At 73.3% G+C, this 14,806-nt stretch carries 15 protein-coding genes and 1 pseudogene; 15 read left to right on the forward strand and 1 reads right to left on the reverse strand.

From position 1 onward, the window contains the following. Nucleotides 1-83 precede the first annotated feature (83 nt). The 7 genes from BU28_RS0119060 to cobJ are packed head-to-tail and all read left to right on the forward strand — an operon-like array spanning nucleotide 84 to nucleotide 7,929. Nucleotides 84-449 carry a DUF1636 family protein gene (locus BU28_RS0119060; protein ID WP_028720834.1) on the forward strand — a complete coding sequence of 122 codons (366 nt, stop codon included), beginning with the start codon at nucleotides 84-86 and terminating at the stop codon, nucleotides 447-449. Next, on the forward strand, nucleotides 446-1,492 hold the full coding sequence (cobW, locus tag BU28_RS0119065) for a cobalamin biosynthesis protein CobW (protein ID WP_028720835.1): 1,047 nt from the start codon (nucleotides 446-448) through the stop codon (nucleotides 1,490-1,492). The genes BU28_RS0119060 and cobW overlap by 4 nt, the downstream gene beginning before the upstream one ends. Before the next feature lie 19 nt (nucleotides 1,493-1,511). Beyond that, complete coding sequence (gene cobN / locus BU28_RS0119070) at nucleotides 1,512-4,742, forward strand: cobaltochelatase subunit CobN (RefSeq protein WP_028720836.1); 3,231 nt, start codon at nucleotides 1,512-1,514, stop codon at nucleotides 4,740-4,742. Further along, entirely contained in the window at nucleotides 4,739-5,860 is a 1,122-nt protein-coding gene (locus tag BU28_RS0119075; RefSeq protein ID WP_028720837.1) for a hypothetical protein, read from the forward strand. The genes cobN and BU28_RS0119075 overlap by 4 nt, the downstream gene beginning before the upstream one ends. Next, complete coding sequence (locus BU28_RS0119080) at nucleotides 5,844-6,473, forward strand: precorrin-8X methylmutase (RefSeq protein ID WP_028720838.1); 630 nt, start codon at nucleotides 5,844-5,846, stop codon at nucleotides 6,471-6,473. Before BU28_RS0119075 ends, BU28_RS0119080 begins: the two co-directional genes overlap by 17 nt. Further along, nucleotides 6,473-7,204, forward strand: coding sequence for a precorrin-2 C(20)-methyltransferase (locus BU28_RS0119085; protein ID WP_028720839.1), 732 nt, complete (start codon nucleotides 6,473-6,475; stop codon nucleotides 7,202-7,204). Before BU28_RS0119080 ends, BU28_RS0119085 begins: the two co-directional genes overlap by 1 nt. Next, nucleotides 7,201-7,929 (forward strand): precorrin-3B C(17)-methyltransferase, encoded by a 729-nt coding sequence (gene cobJ, locus BU28_RS0119090; protein WP_028720840.1) that lies wholly within the window; start codon nucleotides 7,201-7,203, stop codon nucleotides 7,927-7,929. Before BU28_RS0119085 ends, cobJ begins: the two co-directional genes overlap by 4 nt. On the opposite strand, the gene BU28_RS0119095 is transcribed toward cobJ, so the two are convergent. After that, on the reverse strand, nucleotides 7,908-8,651 hold the full coding sequence (locus BU28_RS0119095) for a cobalt-precorrin-6A reductase (RefSeq protein ID WP_081791486.1): 744 nt from the start codon (nucleotides 8,649-8,651) through the stop codon (nucleotides 7,908-7,910). The two genes, cobJ and BU28_RS0119095, sit on opposite strands and share 22 nt — an antisense overlap. Nucleotide 8,652: 1 nt before the next feature. Between BU28_RS0119095 and BU28_RS0119100 the strand changes: the two genes are divergently transcribed. From BU28_RS0119100 to BU28_RS23870, 8 genes and pseudogenes are all read left to right on the forward strand, one after another. After that, entirely contained in the window at nucleotides 8,653-9,846 is a 1,194-nt protein-coding gene (locus BU28_RS0119100) for a bifunctional cobalt-precorrin-7 (C(5))-methyltransferase/cobalt-precorrin-6B (C(15))-methyltransferase (RefSeq protein ID WP_036763583.1), read from the forward strand. Then, on the forward strand, nucleotides 9,828-10,208 hold the full coding sequence (locus BU28_RS0119105) for a cobalamin biosynthesis protein (RefSeq protein WP_332908369.1): 381 nt from the start codon (nucleotides 9,828-9,830) through the stop codon (nucleotides 10,206-10,208). Before BU28_RS0119100 ends, BU28_RS0119105 begins: the two co-directional genes overlap by 19 nt. Further along, nucleotides 10,205-10,987, forward strand: a complete 783-nt coding sequence (gene cobM / locus BU28_RS0119110) for a precorrin-4 C(11)-methyltransferase (RefSeq protein ID WP_028720843.1) — start codon at nucleotides 10,205-10,207, stop codon at nucleotides 10,985-10,987. The genes BU28_RS0119105 and cobM overlap by 4 nt, the downstream gene beginning before the upstream one ends. Further along, nucleotides 10,987-12,312 (forward strand): cobyrinic acid a,c-diamide synthase CobB, encoded by a 1,326-nt coding sequence (locus tag BU28_RS0119115; protein ID WP_028720844.1) that lies wholly within the window; start codon nucleotides 10,987-10,989, stop codon nucleotides 12,310-12,312. The genes cobM and BU28_RS0119115 overlap by 1 nt, the downstream gene beginning before the upstream one ends. After that, nucleotides 12,305-13,069 (forward strand): precorrin-6A synthase (deacetylating), encoded by a 765-nt coding sequence (gene cobF, locus BU28_RS0119120; RefSeq protein ID WP_028720845.1) that lies wholly within the window; start codon nucleotides 12,305-12,307, stop codon nucleotides 13,067-13,069. Before BU28_RS0119115 ends, cobF begins: the two co-directional genes overlap by 8 nt. Before the next feature lie 85 nt (nucleotides 13,070-13,154). Further along, complete coding sequence (locus BU28_RS23860) at nucleotides 13,155-13,739, forward strand: PRC-barrel domain-containing protein (protein ID WP_051578321.1); 585 nt, start codon at nucleotides 13,155-13,157, stop codon at nucleotides 13,737-13,739. Between the two features lie 66 nt (nucleotides 13,740-13,805). Beyond that, nucleotides 13,806-14,057 (forward strand): hypothetical protein, encoded by a 252-nt coding sequence (locus tag BU28_RS25900; RefSeq protein WP_036763588.1) that lies wholly within the window; start codon nucleotides 13,806-13,808, stop codon nucleotides 14,055-14,057. An 86-nt stretch (nucleotides 14,058-14,143) separates the two neighbouring features. Next, nucleotides 14,144-14,698, forward strand: a pseudogene (locus BU28_RS23870) (aldehyde dehydrogenase family protein); the annotation flags it as partial. Nucleotides 14,699-14,806 lie beyond the last annotated feature (108 nt).

Raw genomic sequence — 14,806 nt, forward strand, 5'->3', positions numbered from 1 at the left:
CCGGCTTGGGCAGGGTCGCGTCCGCTTGCGCACGTCCCGTCCCCGCAGGTCCGTCCCCGCCCGTCCCATGGGACGAAGGGCATATGACGGTCACGCTGACGATCTGCACGACCTGCCGCGCGGGCCAGCCGCAACACGAAGGCGTGCCCTGCGCGGGCGAGCGCCTGTTCGCGGCGGTTCAGGCCGCGCGTCCCGCAGGCGCGCCCTTCGCCCTGCGCCCGGTCGCCTGCCTGTCCGCCTGCTCGCAGGGCTGTGCGCTGGTCCTGTCGGCCCCGGGCCGCTGGACCTATGTCTATGCCGGCCTGGCCGAGGCCCACGCCCCCGAGATCGTCGCCGGCGCGACCGCCTATGCCGCCGCCCCCGACGGCATCGTGCCCTGGCGCGATCGCTCGATCCTGTTCCGCAAGCAGACGCTTGCCCGTATCCCCCCAGCCGAGGCTCTGCCATGACCGACCTGAACAAGATCCCCGTCACCGTCATCACCGGCTTTCTGGGCGCGGGCAAGACGACCCTGATCCGCCACCTGATGGCCCATCCGCAGGGCAAGCGGCTGGCGGTCGTGGTCAACGAATTCGGCGCGCTCGGCGTCGATGGCGACCTGCTGCGTGCCTGCGCCGACGAGAACTGCCCCGAGGGCAATATCGTCGAACTGGCCAACGGCTGCATCTGCTGCACCGTGGCCGACGACTTCATCCCGACCATCGAACGGCTGATGGCGCTGCCCGAGCGTCCCGACCACATCCTGATCGAGACCTCGGGCCTTGCGCTGCCCAAACCCCTGCTCAAGGCGTTCGACTGGCCGGCGATCCGCTCGCGCATCACGGTGGATGGGGTGATCGCGCTGGCCGATGCCGAGGCGGTGGCGGCGGGCCGCTTTGCCCCCGACCCCGCGGCGGTCGCGGCGCAGCGCGCGGCCGACGACAGCCTGGACCACGAAACGCCCCTGTCCGAGGTGTTCGAGGATCAGATCGCCTGCGCCGACATCGTGCTGCTGTCGAAGGCCGATCTGGCCGGAGAGGCCGGCGTCGCCGCAGCGCTGGCGGCCGTCCATGCCGAGTTGTCGCGCCCGGTCCCCATCCTGCCCCTGACCGAGGGGGTGATCGACCCGCGCCTGGTCCTGGGCCTGGACGCACGGGCCGAGGACGACCTGTCGGCCCGCCCCTCGCACCACGACGGGGCCGAGGATCACGAGCACGACGATTTCGACACGGTGGTGCTGGACCTGCCCGAGATCGCCGATCCCGCGGCGCTGGCGGACAGGCTTGCGCGGCTGGCCCGCGACCACCGTCTGCTGCGCATCAAGGGCCATGTCGCCGTGCAGGGCAAGCCCATGCGGCTGCTGGTGCAGGCAGTGGGCGACCGGGTGCGTCATCAGTACGACCGGCCCTGGAGTGGCCCGCGCGCCTCGCGCCTGGTGGTGATCGCGGAAAAGGGCGACCTGGACGCCGCGGCGCTGCACGCTGCGCTGGTCCCGGCCCCGGCCGCGCCATGAGCGGGCACGGTCCCCTCTGATGCACGTCGTCTTTCGCGAGAGCCTTGGGCTTGAGGATGCGGCGGTGCCGACCGACCTGGGTCAGGACCCGGCCGATCTGGTGGTGCTGTCGTTTTCGGACAGCGACCTCGGCGGCTTTGCCGAGGGCTGGCACCGCGCTCGGGCGGCGGGACGGCCGCTGCCCGGGTTGCGGCTTGCGAACCTTGCGGCGCTGCGCCATCCGGTGTCGGTCGATACCTATGTCGAACGCACGCTGGCGGGCGCCCGGGCCATTCTGGTCCGGCTGATCGGCGGGGAAAGCTATTGGTCCTACGGCCTGATGGCGGTGCAGGACCTGGCCCGCCGGCAGGGGATCGCGCTTGCGGTCCTGCCCGGCGATGGGGCCGAGGATCCGCGTCTCGACGACCTGTCCACGCTGCCGGTTTCCGTGCTGCGCGAACTCTCGGACCTGTGCCGGGCGGGCGGGCCGGATGCGGGCTGGGCGGCGCTTTCGGCGCTGGCCCGGGCGGCGGGGCTTGAGGCCGCGCCACCCCCGCAAGGCCAGGCGCTGCCCGATTGCGGCTGGTTCGATCCCGACCGGGGCGTCATTTCGGCGCCGCCCGTGGGCGAGGGGCCTGCCGTGGCCGTCGTCTTCTATCGCGCCTGGCTGGTGGCCGGGGACACCCAGCCAGTCTGCGCCCTGATCGCGGCCCTGCGCGCGCGCGGCTTTTCGGCGGCGGGGCTGTTCGTGCCCTCGCTCAAGGCGCCAGGCGTCGGGGAATGGGTGCGGGCGGCGCTGGATGCGCTGTCGCCGGTGGCCATTGTCAATGCCACCGCCTTTTCGGCGCGGGACGCGGCGGGCGGCTCGGCCCTGGATGCGCCCGATTGCCCGGTGTTCCAGGTGGCGCTGTCGACCGCGCCGCAGGCCGCCTGGGCCGGGGCGGAACGCGGCCTGTCGCCGGCCGATCTTGCCATGCATGTCGTCCTGCCCGAGGTCGACGGCCGGCTTTGCGCGGGGATCGTCAGCTGCAAGCAGCCCGGCACGCGCGATCCGGACCTGCAATGCGCCCGCACCCTGCATCATGCGATCCCCGACCGGGTGGCGGCGGTGGTCGAGCGCGTGGCGGGCTGGCACCGGCTGGCGACCACGCCCGCCCCGCAGCGGCGGCTGGCGGTGGTGCTGTCGACCTATCCCGGCCGCGCCGACCAGATCGCCCATGCAGTGGGGCTGGACGCCTTGGCCTCATGCGATGCCGTGCTGGCGGGACTTGGGGCGGCAGGCTGGGACACAGCGCCCGGCGACCCTCTGGCGCCCGCGTTGCTGACGACCCGGGAATCCTGGCCGCTCGCCGATTATCGCGCCGCGCTCAAGACGCTGTCCCCGGCGCTGCGCGAGGCGCTGGCCGCCGCCTGGGGCCGGCCCGAGGACGATCCGGGGAGTGCGTCGGGGGCGTTCCGCTTTGCCGCCGTTCGGCGCGGGGCGGCGCTGATCGCCCTGCAGCCTGAACGCGGCGATGGGCCGCGCGATGCCGAATACCACGACCTGTCCCGCGTTCCCCGCCACGGCTATGTCGCTTTCTACCTGTGGCTGCGGGCGCAGGGGATTCACGCCATGGTCCATGTCGGTGCGCATGGCACGCTGGAATGGCTGCCCGGCAAGGCGGTCGCCCTGTCCGCCGACTGCTGGCCCGAGGCGCTGACGGCGGGCGTGCCGGTGATCTATCCCTTCATCGTGAACGATCCGGGCGAGGCCGCGCAGGCCCGCCGCCGGATCGGCGCGGTGACGCTGGGCCACATGCCCCCGCCGCTGGTCCCGGCCAGCCGGACCGGCCTTGCCCGGCTGGAAGTGCTGCTTGACGAATATTCGACCGCCGACGGGCTGGACCCCGCCCGCCGCGACCGCCTGATCGCCGCGATCCGCGACGAGGCCCGCCTGGCCGGGGTCGAGGACGACCTGGGCCTGCCCTCGGACGCCAGCCCGGCCGAGGCGATCCCCCGCATCGACCGCTTTGTCTGCGACCTCAAGGAAACCCGGTTCGGCGACGGGCTGCACGTCTATGGCGCAGCCGATGGCGAGATGGCGGGCCTGTTCGCGGCGCTGTCGGGGCGGCGGGTCGCGGCCGGTCCCTCGGGTTCGCCCCATCGTGGGCGGTGCGACGTGCTGCCCACGGGGCGCAACCTTTATTCCGTCGATCCCCGCGCCGTGCCTTCGCCCGCCGCCCATGCCCAAGGCGTGCGCATGGCCGAGGAACTGCTGCGCCGCCATTTGCAGGACCACGGCGACTGGCCGCGCGGGCTGGTCGTGGACCTGTGGGGCTCGGCCACCATGCGCACGGCGGGCGAGGATTTCGCCATGGCGCTGCATCTGGCGGGCCTGGCCCCGCGCTGGGAGCAGGGCGGCGCGCGCGTCACCGGGGCCGAGATCCTGCCGCTGGCGATGCTGGGCCGGCCGCGCATCGACGTGACGCTGCGGGTCTCGGGCCTGTTTCGCGACATCTTTCCGGGTTTGGCGCAGATCTTCGAGACCGGCGCCGCAGCCCTGGCCCTCCGGGATGAGCCCGAGGCCGAGAACCCCTATCGCCATGCCGTGCCGCGCGTCTTTGGCCCCAGGCCCGGGCATTACGGCCTGGGCATGGGCGCAGCCTTGCAGGACTACGCCGGCGGCCGCGAGGCGGCGGGCGAGGCATGGCTTGCCGGATCGTCCTGGGCCATCGGCCGGGACGGCGCCGTGGCCCACGCGCGCCCCGCGCTGGAATTGCGGCTGCTGGCGGCCGATGCCTTTGTCCATGTGCAGGACCTGGCCGAAACCGATCTGCTGCTGGCGGCCGATTACGCGGCGCATGAGGGCGGCTTTGCGGCGGCCATGGCGCGCCTTGGGGCCGAGGCGCCCGCGCTTTATCATCTGGACGCGACCCGGCCCCAGGCGCTGCGCGCCCGCACCCTGTCCGAGGAGATCGCCCGCGTCACCCGCGCCCGCGCCGCCGATCCGGCCTGGGCCACCGGCATGATGCGCCACGGCTTTCGCGGCGCGGCCGAGATCGCGGCGACGCTGGACCATCTGGCTGGTTTTGCGAACCTGACCCGGGCGGTCCCGCCGCACCTGTTCGACCTCTATCACGACGCGACGCTGGGCCGGTCCGAGGTCGTCGATTTCATGGCGCGGGACAACCCGGCGGCGCTGGCCGCGCTGCGCGACCGCTTTGCCGCGCTGCGGGCGGCAGGGCTGTGGCTGACGCGCCGCAATTCGCTGGCGATGGAGACCGGGGGATGACGATCAAGGGCTGGTGCCCCGGCGCCCTGCGGCCGATGACTTCGGGCGACGGGTTGATCCTGCGGGTGCGCCCGCCGCTGTCCCGGCTTGCGCCCGCGCAGGCCAGGGGGCTGGCCGCCCTTGCCCAAGGCTGCGGGGCGGGCGTGCTGCACCTGACCAATCGCGCCAACCTTCAGATCCGGGGCGTCCGGCCCGCCGATCTGCCCGCCCTGCACGCCGGCCTGGCGCGGCTCGGCCTGCTGGACCCCAGCCCCGAGGCCGAGGCCCGACGCAACCTGATCCTGTGCCCCTTCCATGATGCGGCCGAGCAAACCGTGGCCGCCCGGCTGGGCGAGGCCCTGTGCGCGGCCGACGGTCTGGCGCTGCCGGCCAAGTTCGGCTTCGCGGTGGGTGCCTCGGTCGCGGCGGACATCCGCATCCTCAGCCTGGGCGAAGGCATGGCGCTTGCCCCGCAGGGTGCGGCCTTGGGCCTGCCTGTGGCGACGGATCGGGCCGTGCCTGCCGCGATGGCGATGGCGCGCTGGTTTATCGCCTCGGGCGGGGTCGGCCCGCACGGGCGCGGCCGGATGGCGGCGCATCTGGCGGGGGGCGCCGTTCTGCCGCCCGAACTGGCGGGAACGGTGCCGATGCCCCCGCTGCCGCCCCCGCCTGGACCGTCGCAGCGGCTGGCGGGCTTTGTCTTTGGCGAGGTGCCGGCGGATCTGCTGGGCGGGCTTGCGGACCTTGGCCCGCTGCGCCTGACGCCCTGGCGCATGATCGCGCTGCCGGGGCCCTTGCCCGCGGCGCTGGCCCGCCACCCCGCGCTGATCGCCCGTCCGGACGACCCCCGACTGCGGGTCGCCGCCTGCGCGGGCGCCCCGGCCTGCCCGCAGGCCGGGGGTCCGACGCGACCGCTGGCGCGCGCGCTGGCCGCAGGGGTGCCGCGCGGGGCGATGCTCCATGTCTCGGGCTGCGCCAAGGGCTGCGCGCATTCCGGCCCTTCCGCCGTGACGCTGGTGGCCGTGCCCGGCGGCTTTGCGCTGATCCGGGACGGCGCCGCGCGTGACGCGCCGGAACGGCTGCTGTCCGATCCCGAAACCTTTCCGCTGTTCAAGGACTTCCATGCCCCAGAGCTATGAGACCGACGGCCGGGCGATCTATGCCCGTTCCTTCGCCACGATCCGGGCCGAGGCGGCGCTGGCCCGTTTCGACCCCGACGAAGAGCCGGTCGCCGTGCGCATGATCCACGCCTGCGGCCAGGTCGAGATCGCGGATCTGATCCGTTTCACGCCCGGCATGGCCGCCTCGGCGCGCGCCGCCTTGGCTGCCGGCGCGCCGATCCTGTGCGACGCGCGGATGGTCAGCGAAGGCGTGACGCGCGCCCGTCTGCCCGCCGCGAACCCGGTCATCTGCACGCTGAACGACCCCGAGACCCCGGCGCTGGCCGCGCGCCTGGGCAACACGCGCAGCGCGGCGGCGCTGGAGCTGTGGCGGCCGCATCTGGCCGGCGCGCTGGTCGCCATCGGCAACGCGCCGACGGCGCTGTTCCACCTGCTCGACATGCTCGAGGACCCCGACTGCCCGCGCCCCGCCGCGATCATCGGCTGCCCGGTGGGCTTTGTGGGCGCGGCCGAATCCAAGGCCGCGCTGATCCAGGCCCCGCCGGTGCCCGCCCTGATCGTCGAGGGGCGGATCGGCGGTTCCGCCATCACCGCCGCCGCCGTCAACGCGCTGGCCAGCCGGAGCGAATGATGGGCAAGGTGATCTGCGCGGGCCTTGGCCCCGGCGACCCCGAGTTGATGAGTGTGCGGGCCCATCGCCTGATTTCGACCGCCCGTCAGGTCGCCTGGTTCGCCAAGGCGGGGCGCGAGGGCATGGCGCGGCGCATCGTGCGCGGCCTGATCGCCCCCGGCGCGGCGGAATACGCGATGGAATTCCCGGTCACGACCGAACTGCCGTTCGACGGGCCGGACTATGACCGCCTGCTGTCGGATTTCTACGCGCATTGGGCGGACCGGCTGGCGGATCTTGCAGCAGACGGCGACGTGGTGGTGCTGTGCGAGGGCGATCCGTTCCTGTACGGCTCGTTCATGCATCTGCACGCCCGCCTGCAAGGCCGGGTCGAGGTCGAGGTGGTGCCGGGCATTCCCGGCATGGCGGGGTGCTGGACCGCGACGGGCCTGCCGATCACCTGGGGCGACGACGTGCTGGCCGTCCTGCCCGGCACCCTGCCCGAGGCGGAACTGGCCCGCCGCGCCGCCGATGCCGATGCGCTGGTCGTCATGAAGACCGGGCGCAACCTGCCGCGCATCCGCCGGGCGCTGGCGGCGGCGGGGCGGCTGGATGCCGCCTGGCTGGTCGAGCGCGGCACCATGGAGGGCCAGCGCGTCGCCCGGCTGGCGGACCTGGACGATGGGGAATGTCCCTATTTCGCCATCGTCCTGGTCCATGGCCAGGGCCGCCGGCCGGGAGGCAGGGCATGACCGGCTGGCTGGCTGTCGCGGGCCTCGGCCCCGGCGATCCCGCGCTGGTGACGCCCGAGGTGACGCAGGCGCTGGCGCAGGCGACGGACGTTCTGGGCTATATCCCCTATGTCGCCCGCATCCCTGCGCGCGCGGGGCTGGTCCTGCACCCGTCGGACAACCGCGAGGAGCTGGATCGCGCCCGCCACGCCCTGCATCTGGCGGCCGAGGGGCGGCGCGTGGTCGTCGTCTCGTCCGGCGATCCGGGAGTCTTTGCCATGGCCGCCGCCGTCTTCGACGCGGCCGAGGGCTGGCCGGGCGCGCTGCCCCCCATCCGCGTCCTGCCCGGCATCACCGCGATGCTGGCCGCCGCCGCCCGGGCCGGCGCGCCGCTGGGCCATGATTTCTGCGCGATCAACCTGTCGGACAATCTCAAGCCCTGGACGCTGATCGAGACGCGGTTGCGCGCCGCGCTGGCGGGCGATTTCGCCATCGCGCTTTACAACCCCCGCTCGGCCGCGCGGCCGGCGGGCTTTGGCCGCGCCCTGGCCATCCTGCGCGAAGGCGCCGCGCCCGACCGGCTGATCACCTTTGCCCGCGCCGTCTCGACCCCGCAGGAAAGCATTCGGACCGTGACCCTGGCCGAGGTGCAGGAGGATATGGCCGACATGCGCACCCTGGTCATCGTGGGCTCCTCCACGACGCGGCGGGTGGGGCCTTGGGTCTATACGCCAAGGGGGGTGTGATGCAGCCAGTCCAGCGCCTGTTCGACGCTTGCCACGGTCGCGCGATCTGCCAGCTGGGGCCGCGCCACCATGACGACCGGCAGGCCCAGCAGCCGGGCCGCGTCGATCTTGGCGCGCGCCCCGCTGCCGCCCGCGTTCTTGGCGACGACGATCCGGATGCCCGCCTGGCGCATCAGGGCCAAGTCGCCGTCAAGCGTGAAGGGGCCGCGATCGACCACGACTCGCGCCCGGGTCAGGGGCAGCGGCCCTTCGGGCGGATCGACCAGCCGCAGCAGGTAGTCGTGCACCGGGCGCGCGGCGAAGGCCCCGAGATGCTGGCGCCCGATGGCCAGAAAGACGCGTGTGGGGTCCTGGGGCAGGGCGCGGGCGGCCGCTTCGATGTCGGGAACCGCCTGCCAGCGGTTGCCCGGACCGGGGCGCCATTCCTGCCGCTCCAGCGCCAGCAGCGGCGTGCCGGTCCGCCGACAGGCGGCGACTGCGTTGGCGCTGATCGTCGCGGCAAAGGGGTGGGTCGCGTCGATCACATGGGTGATGGCATCGCGCCGCAGGGCCTGGACCAGACCTTCGGCGCCGCCGAAGCCGCCGGTCCGCGTGGGCAGGGGCTGCGCCACCGGCCGTGCGGTGCGTCCGGCATAGGAATAAAGCCCCTGGATCCCCGCCCCGGCCAGGGCGCGGGCCAGGGCGTGCGCCTCGGTCGTGCCGCCAAGGATCAGGACGCGCATCATGGGTGAACCTCTTGCTGGGACCGAAGCGCCCTGGCTTGGCATCATCGGGCTGGGCGAGGATGGACCGACGGGCCTCTGCCCCGCAAGCCGCGCCGCGCTGGACGCGGCCGAGATCGTGTTCGGCGGGCCGCGCCATCTGGCGCTGGCGGGGGTCGGCGCGCGGGGGCGTGCATGGCCGGCGCCCTTCGACCTGGCCCCGCTTCTGGCCTGCCGGGGGCGGCGGGTGGTGGTCCTCGCCTCGGGCGATCCGTTCTGGTTCGGGGCCGGGGGCAGCATCGCGCGCCATCTGGATCCTGGCGAATGGCGCTGCTGGCCCGCGCCCTCGACATTCTCGCTGGCCGCCGCCCGGCTGGGCTGGCGGATCGAGGAGACCGCCTGCCTGGGCCTGCACGCCGCGCCCTTTGCCACCGCCCTGCCGCACCTGGCGCCGGGCGCGCGGCTGATCTGCCTGCTGCGGGACGCGGCGGCGGCGTCCGGGTTCCGGGACTGGCTGGACGTGCAGGGCTTCGGCGGATCGACGCTGTGGCTGCTTGAGGCGCTTGGCGGGCCGCGCGAACGGGTGCGGCGCCTGGCCGCAGCGATGCCCCCCGACGCCGCGCCGCCGCTGGCGCTGGCGGTCGAGGCCGCGGGCGCGCCCGGCCTGGCCGCCGTTCCCGGTCGCCCGATCGACGCCTTCGCCCATGACGGGCAGATCACCAAGCCCGCGATCCGCGCCATGACGCTGGCGGCCCTGGCCCCGCGCCGGGGGCAGATGCTCTGGGACCTGGGCGCGGGCTCGGGGTCGGTCGCGGTCGAATGGTGCCTTGCGGGCGGCCGAGCGGTGGCGGTCGAGGCGCGCGCCGACCGGATCGGCAATATCGAGGCCAATATCGCCGCCTTCGGCCTTGCCGGGCAGATGGCGGCGCTTCGGGGCAGGGCGGCCGAGGTGCTGGCCGACCTGCCGGCCCCGGACGCGGTTTTCGTCGGCGGCGGTTTCGACACGGCCTTGTTCGCCCGGCTGCAGGCCGCGGCGCCCGGCGCGCGGCTGGTGGTCAATGCGGTGACGCTGGCGACCGAAGGGCTGGTGATCGGGCTGCACGCCGCGCATGGCGGCGCGCTGACCCGGATCGCCCTGGAAAGCGCGGCACCCCTGGGCCGGGGCAGCGGGTGGCAGCCCGCCCGCCCGCTGCTGCAATGGAGCACGGTGCTGTGATCGTCGCGGGGCTGGGGTTCCGGCGGGGCACGACGGTTGCCGACCTGCGCGCGGCGCTGGCGGGCCGGGGCAGGCTGGATGCGCTGGCCACCGTTGCAGACAAGGCCCCGGCGCTGGCCGAACTGGCCGCCGAACTGGGCCTGCCGCTGGTCGCGGTTCCGGCGGATCTGCTCGCGGCGCAGCCCGTTCTGACGCAGGGCAAGGCCTCTCTGCGCGCGCGGGGCGTGGGATCGGTCGCCGAAGGCGCGGCCCTGGCGGCGGCGGGGCCGGGCGCGCGGCTGCTGGGGCCCCGGATCATCTGGAGCAACAGGATAACGCTGGCGCTGGCCCTGGGACCGGGCGCGGGAAAGGACGGGACATGACGGTGCATTTCATCGGAGCGGGGCCGGGCGCACCGGACCTTCTGACGCTGCGGGGCAGGGACCTGATCGCGGCCTCGCCGGTCTGCCTTTATGCGGGATCGCTGGTGCCGCGCGCAGTGCTGGACCATTGCCCGCCCGGTGCGCGGATCGTCGACACCGCGCCGCTGGACCTCGATGCCATCGTCGAGGAGATCGCGGCCGCCCATGCGCGCGGCCAGGACGTTGCCCGACTGCATTCGGGCGACCTGTCGGTCTGGTCGGCCCTGGGCGAACAGGTCCGGCGGCTGCGCGCCCTGGGCATCCCCTATGACGTGACGCCGGGCGTGCCGTCCTTTGCCGCCGCCGCCGCCACGCTTGGGGCGGAACTGACGCTGCCCGGGCTGGTGCAGTCGGTGGTGCTGACGCGCACGCCCGGCCGCGCCTCGGCCATGCCCCGGGGCGAAAGCCTGGCCGCCTTCGCCGCGACCGGCGCGGTCCTGGCGCTGCACCTGTCGGTCCACGCCTACGGCCGGGTCCGGGACGAGCTGCTGCCGATCCTGGGCGGCGATTGCCCCGTCGCGGTGGTGTGGCGCGCCAGCTGGCCCGATCAGAGGGTGGTGCGCGGCACACTGGCCGACCTGGGGCCCAAGGCGCTGGACGGTATCGACCGCACCGCCCTGATCCTGGTCGGCCGCAGCCTTGGGGCGGAAAGCTTCGACGAAAGCCGGCTTTACGCCGCCGATTACGACCGCCGCTATCGACCCCGGGGCGACAATCCCCGCTTCCCGGAGAAGGGCTGATGCCGGTGCCGCCCGGCCTGATGATCGCGGCCCCTGCCTCGGGCTGCGGCAAGACCACGGTGATGCTGGGTCTGCTGCGCGCCCTTGCGGCGGACGGGCTGCGGGTCCAGCCGTTCAAAAGCGGACCGGACTACATCGACCCGGCCTTTCACGCGCAGGCGGCGGGCCGCCCCTCGCTGAACCTTGACAGCTGGGCGATGGGGGCGGGGCTGCTGGCGCGGCTGGCCGGGGCGGCGCAGGGCGCGGACCTGGTGCTGGCCGAGGGGTCGATGGGCCTTTTCGACGGCGTGGCGAGGCCCGGGGCCCTCGGGCGCGGCAGCAGCGCGGAACTGGCCCGGATGATGGGCTGGCCCGTGGTGCTGGTCCTGGACGCGCGGGGACAGGCGCAATCGGCGGGCGCGGTCGCGGCGGGCTTTGCGGCGATGATGCCGCAGCCGGGCCTGGCCGGGGTGATCCTGAACCGCGTCGCCAGCCCTCGCCACGAACGCCTGCTGCGGCTGGGCTGCGAGGAAGCGGGCGTCCCGGTGCTGGGCGTCCTGCCCCGGCGCGGCGACCTGACCCTGCCCGAGCGGCACCTGGGCCTGGTCCAGGCTGCCGAGCATCCGGCGCTCGAGGCGGCGATCGCGCTCTATGCCGATTTCCTGCGCGACCATGTCGATCTGCGCGCCCTGCGGCACGCGGCCCGGGGCGCCGGACTGGGCGCGCCCGCCGCCCCGCCGCCCCCGCCTGCGCAGCGCATCGCCCTGGCGCAGGATGCGGCGTTTTCCTTTGTCTATCCGCATGTGCTGGCGGACTGGCGGGCGGCGGGGGCCGAGATCCTGCCCTTCTCGCCCCTGGCGGACGAGGCGCCGGACCCCGGGGCCGACATGGTTTGGCTGCCGGGCGGCTATCCCGAATTGCACGCGGGGCGCCTTGCGGCCGCAGGCCGCTTCCTGGACGGGCTGCGGCGGTTCGCGGGCCCCGTGCATGGCGAATGCGGCGGCTACATGGTGCTGGGGCAGGGGATCGTCGACGCCCAGGGCCAGCGCCATGCCATGGCGGGCCTGCTGGGGCTGGAGACCAGCTTTGCCGCGCGCAAGCTTGCGCTTGGCTATCGCCTGGCGCGGCTGCTGGCGCCGATGCCGGGCCATGCCGCGGGGGAAGTGCTGCGCGGGCACGAATTCCACTACTCGACCGTTCTGGCCCAGCCCGATCCCCCGCTGGCGCAGGTCGAGGATGCCGAGGGCGCGCCCGTCGCCCTGTCCGGCTCCTGCCGGGGGCGGGTCAGCGGCACATTCTTTCACCTTGTCGCTTCGGATGCGCGCGCGGGGGGCGGTCATGGCTGAGATCGCCCTGATCGGAATCGGCACCGGCAATCCCGACCACCTGACCCGCGCCGCCGAGGCCGCGATCAACGACGCCGAGGTCATCCTGCTGCCCCGCAAGGGCCCGGACAAGGCCGATCTGGCCGACCTGCGCCGGCTGATCCTGTCGCGCGTGCTGACCAATCCGGCGGCGCGGGTGGTCGAATTCGACCTGCCCCGGCGCGAAACCCGGTCCGACTATCTGGGCGCGGTCCGCGACTGGCACGATGCCGTCGCGGCGGCCTGGACCCGGGCGATGGGGAATGCCGCGCGGGTCGCGCTGCTGGTCTGGGGCGATCCGTCGCTTTACGACAGTTCGCTGCGCATCGCGGGGCGGCTTTCCCCCGCAGCCCGGGTGCGCGTCGTGCCCGGGATCACCGCCGTCCAGGCGCTGACGGCGGCCCATGCCATTCCCCTGAACCGGCTGGGCGGGCCGGTCACCATCACCACCGCCCGCCAGGTCCGCGACCACGGCCTGCCCGCGGGCAGCACCGTGGTCATGCTGGACGACGGCAGCGCGCTTGCGGGAATCGAAGGCGATCTCGACATCTGGTGGGGCGCCTATCTGGGGATGCCGGGCGAAATCCTGATGCAGGGCCCGCTCGACCGCATGCGGGCGCCGATCCTGGCCGCCCGAGCCCAGGCGCGGGCGCGCCACGGCTGGATCATGGATGTCTACCTGCTGCGGCCGCGCCTTCGGACCGGGCCAGACCGGGGTGGCGCACACAACCATTCGTGACCTGCCCGGTTGGCAGGGAACCTCGCCGTGGCCTGCCTGTTGTTTTGGCAGCCGGCCGCTGCCGGGCAAACAATGGAGATACGACATGACCAAGCTGCTTGCCTCGACCGCCCTGATTGCCATGCTTGCTGGCCCTGCGCTGGCGCAGACCGCGACCGACACCACGACTACGCCGGGGACCGCGGCCCCCGCCACCACGGCTCCTGCAACCACGGCCCCCGATGCCGCCGCCACCACGGCCCCGATGGACGCCGAAGCGCCGGCCGCCACGACGGCCGCGCCCGATGCAACCGCCACTGCCACGGCCCCTGCCGCGGGCTTCGGCTATACCGCCGCGGCGGGCGACCTGTCGGCTGAAACCTTTATCGGCAAGCGCCTTTACGCCGCCGAGACCGACGTCGATCCCAACGCGACCGTGAACGCGGCCGGCGACGACTGGGACGATATCGGCGAAATCAGCGACCTGGTCCTGAGCAAGGACGGCAAGGTCGAAGCCGTGCTGGTCGACATCGGCGGCTTCCTGGGCATGGGCGAGAAGTCCGTGGCCGTGGCGATGGACCAGCTGCACATCATCCGGGACGGCGATTCCGAAAACGATTACTTCATCGTCTTCAATGCCAACCGTGCCGCGCTGGAAAATGCGCCGGCCTTCGAATGGGCCGACATGTGACCGGTTTTGCAAGGGGGCGTTTGCGCCCCCTTGCGACTTGCCCTGCCCGGCAGGGCTTCAGGCGAAATGGTGCGGGAATTCTTGGCGCAGCGCCTCGACCCGCGCGACGGTCTGGCTAAGGTGGTCCCGGATCGCCTTCGCCGCTTAGTATTCATCGCCCGAGGCGATCCCTTCGACAATCGCACGATGACCGGCCAGGATGTTCAGCACCTTGCCCTGCTCGGGCAGGTGTGGGTGCCGAACCCGTTCCAGATGACCCGAGCGTTCCCGCACAATCTGGTACAACCGCCCCGGTTCAGCTCGACGAACGGGGTCTGATGGAACAGCTCGTCCAGTTCCTGAAAAATCGCCATCTGGTCGGGATCCTCGGCGACTGCCTTCTGCATGCGGATGACCGAGCGGGCGCGGGTCACGACGCCATGGGGGCGGGGCAGTTCTGCACCAACCCCGGCATCGCGGTGGTGCTGGAGGGCGAGCATGCCGACAGTTTCACGCAATCCGCCCGCGCGGCGCTGGAACGGACCGGGGCGCAGGTCATGCTGACCGAGGGCATCGCCCGCGCCTATCGCGAGGGCCAGGCCCGGTTCGAGGCGCGAAACGCGGTCACCCCGGTGCTCTCGACCGAGAGCGAGGGCCGCATGGCGCGCCCGAACCTTTATGAGACCACGGCCGAGGCTTATCTGCAGGACCACGCGCTTGGCGAGGAGGTGTTCGGGCCCCTGGGCCTGGTGGTGCGGGTGCGCGACCCGGAGGAGATGGCCGCCCTTGCGCGTGGCTTCGAGGGCCAGCTGACGGCGACGATCCACATGGAGGACGCCGATCTGGCCGCGGCGCAGGCGCTGCTGCCGATCCTCGAGCGCAAGGCGGGCCGGGTGCTGGTCAACGGCTTTCCGACCGGGGTCGAGGTCTGCGACGCCATGGTCCACGGCGGTCCTGACCGAGCGGCTGGCGCACATGGGCTCGACCGTCGACCGACTGATCTCGGTGATCAAGCCCCTCCGCTATCTGGGCCAGTCCTTCCGCAAGCTGCGCCCCACGACACGCAAGCACAGATACCTGGCCAGAAG

Origin of the sequence: Paracoccus yeei ATCC BAA-599 (assembly GCF_000622145.1) — a bacterium.
Lineage (GTDB): Bacteria > Pseudomonadota > Alphaproteobacteria > Rhodobacterales > Rhodobacteraceae > Paracoccus > Paracoccus yeei.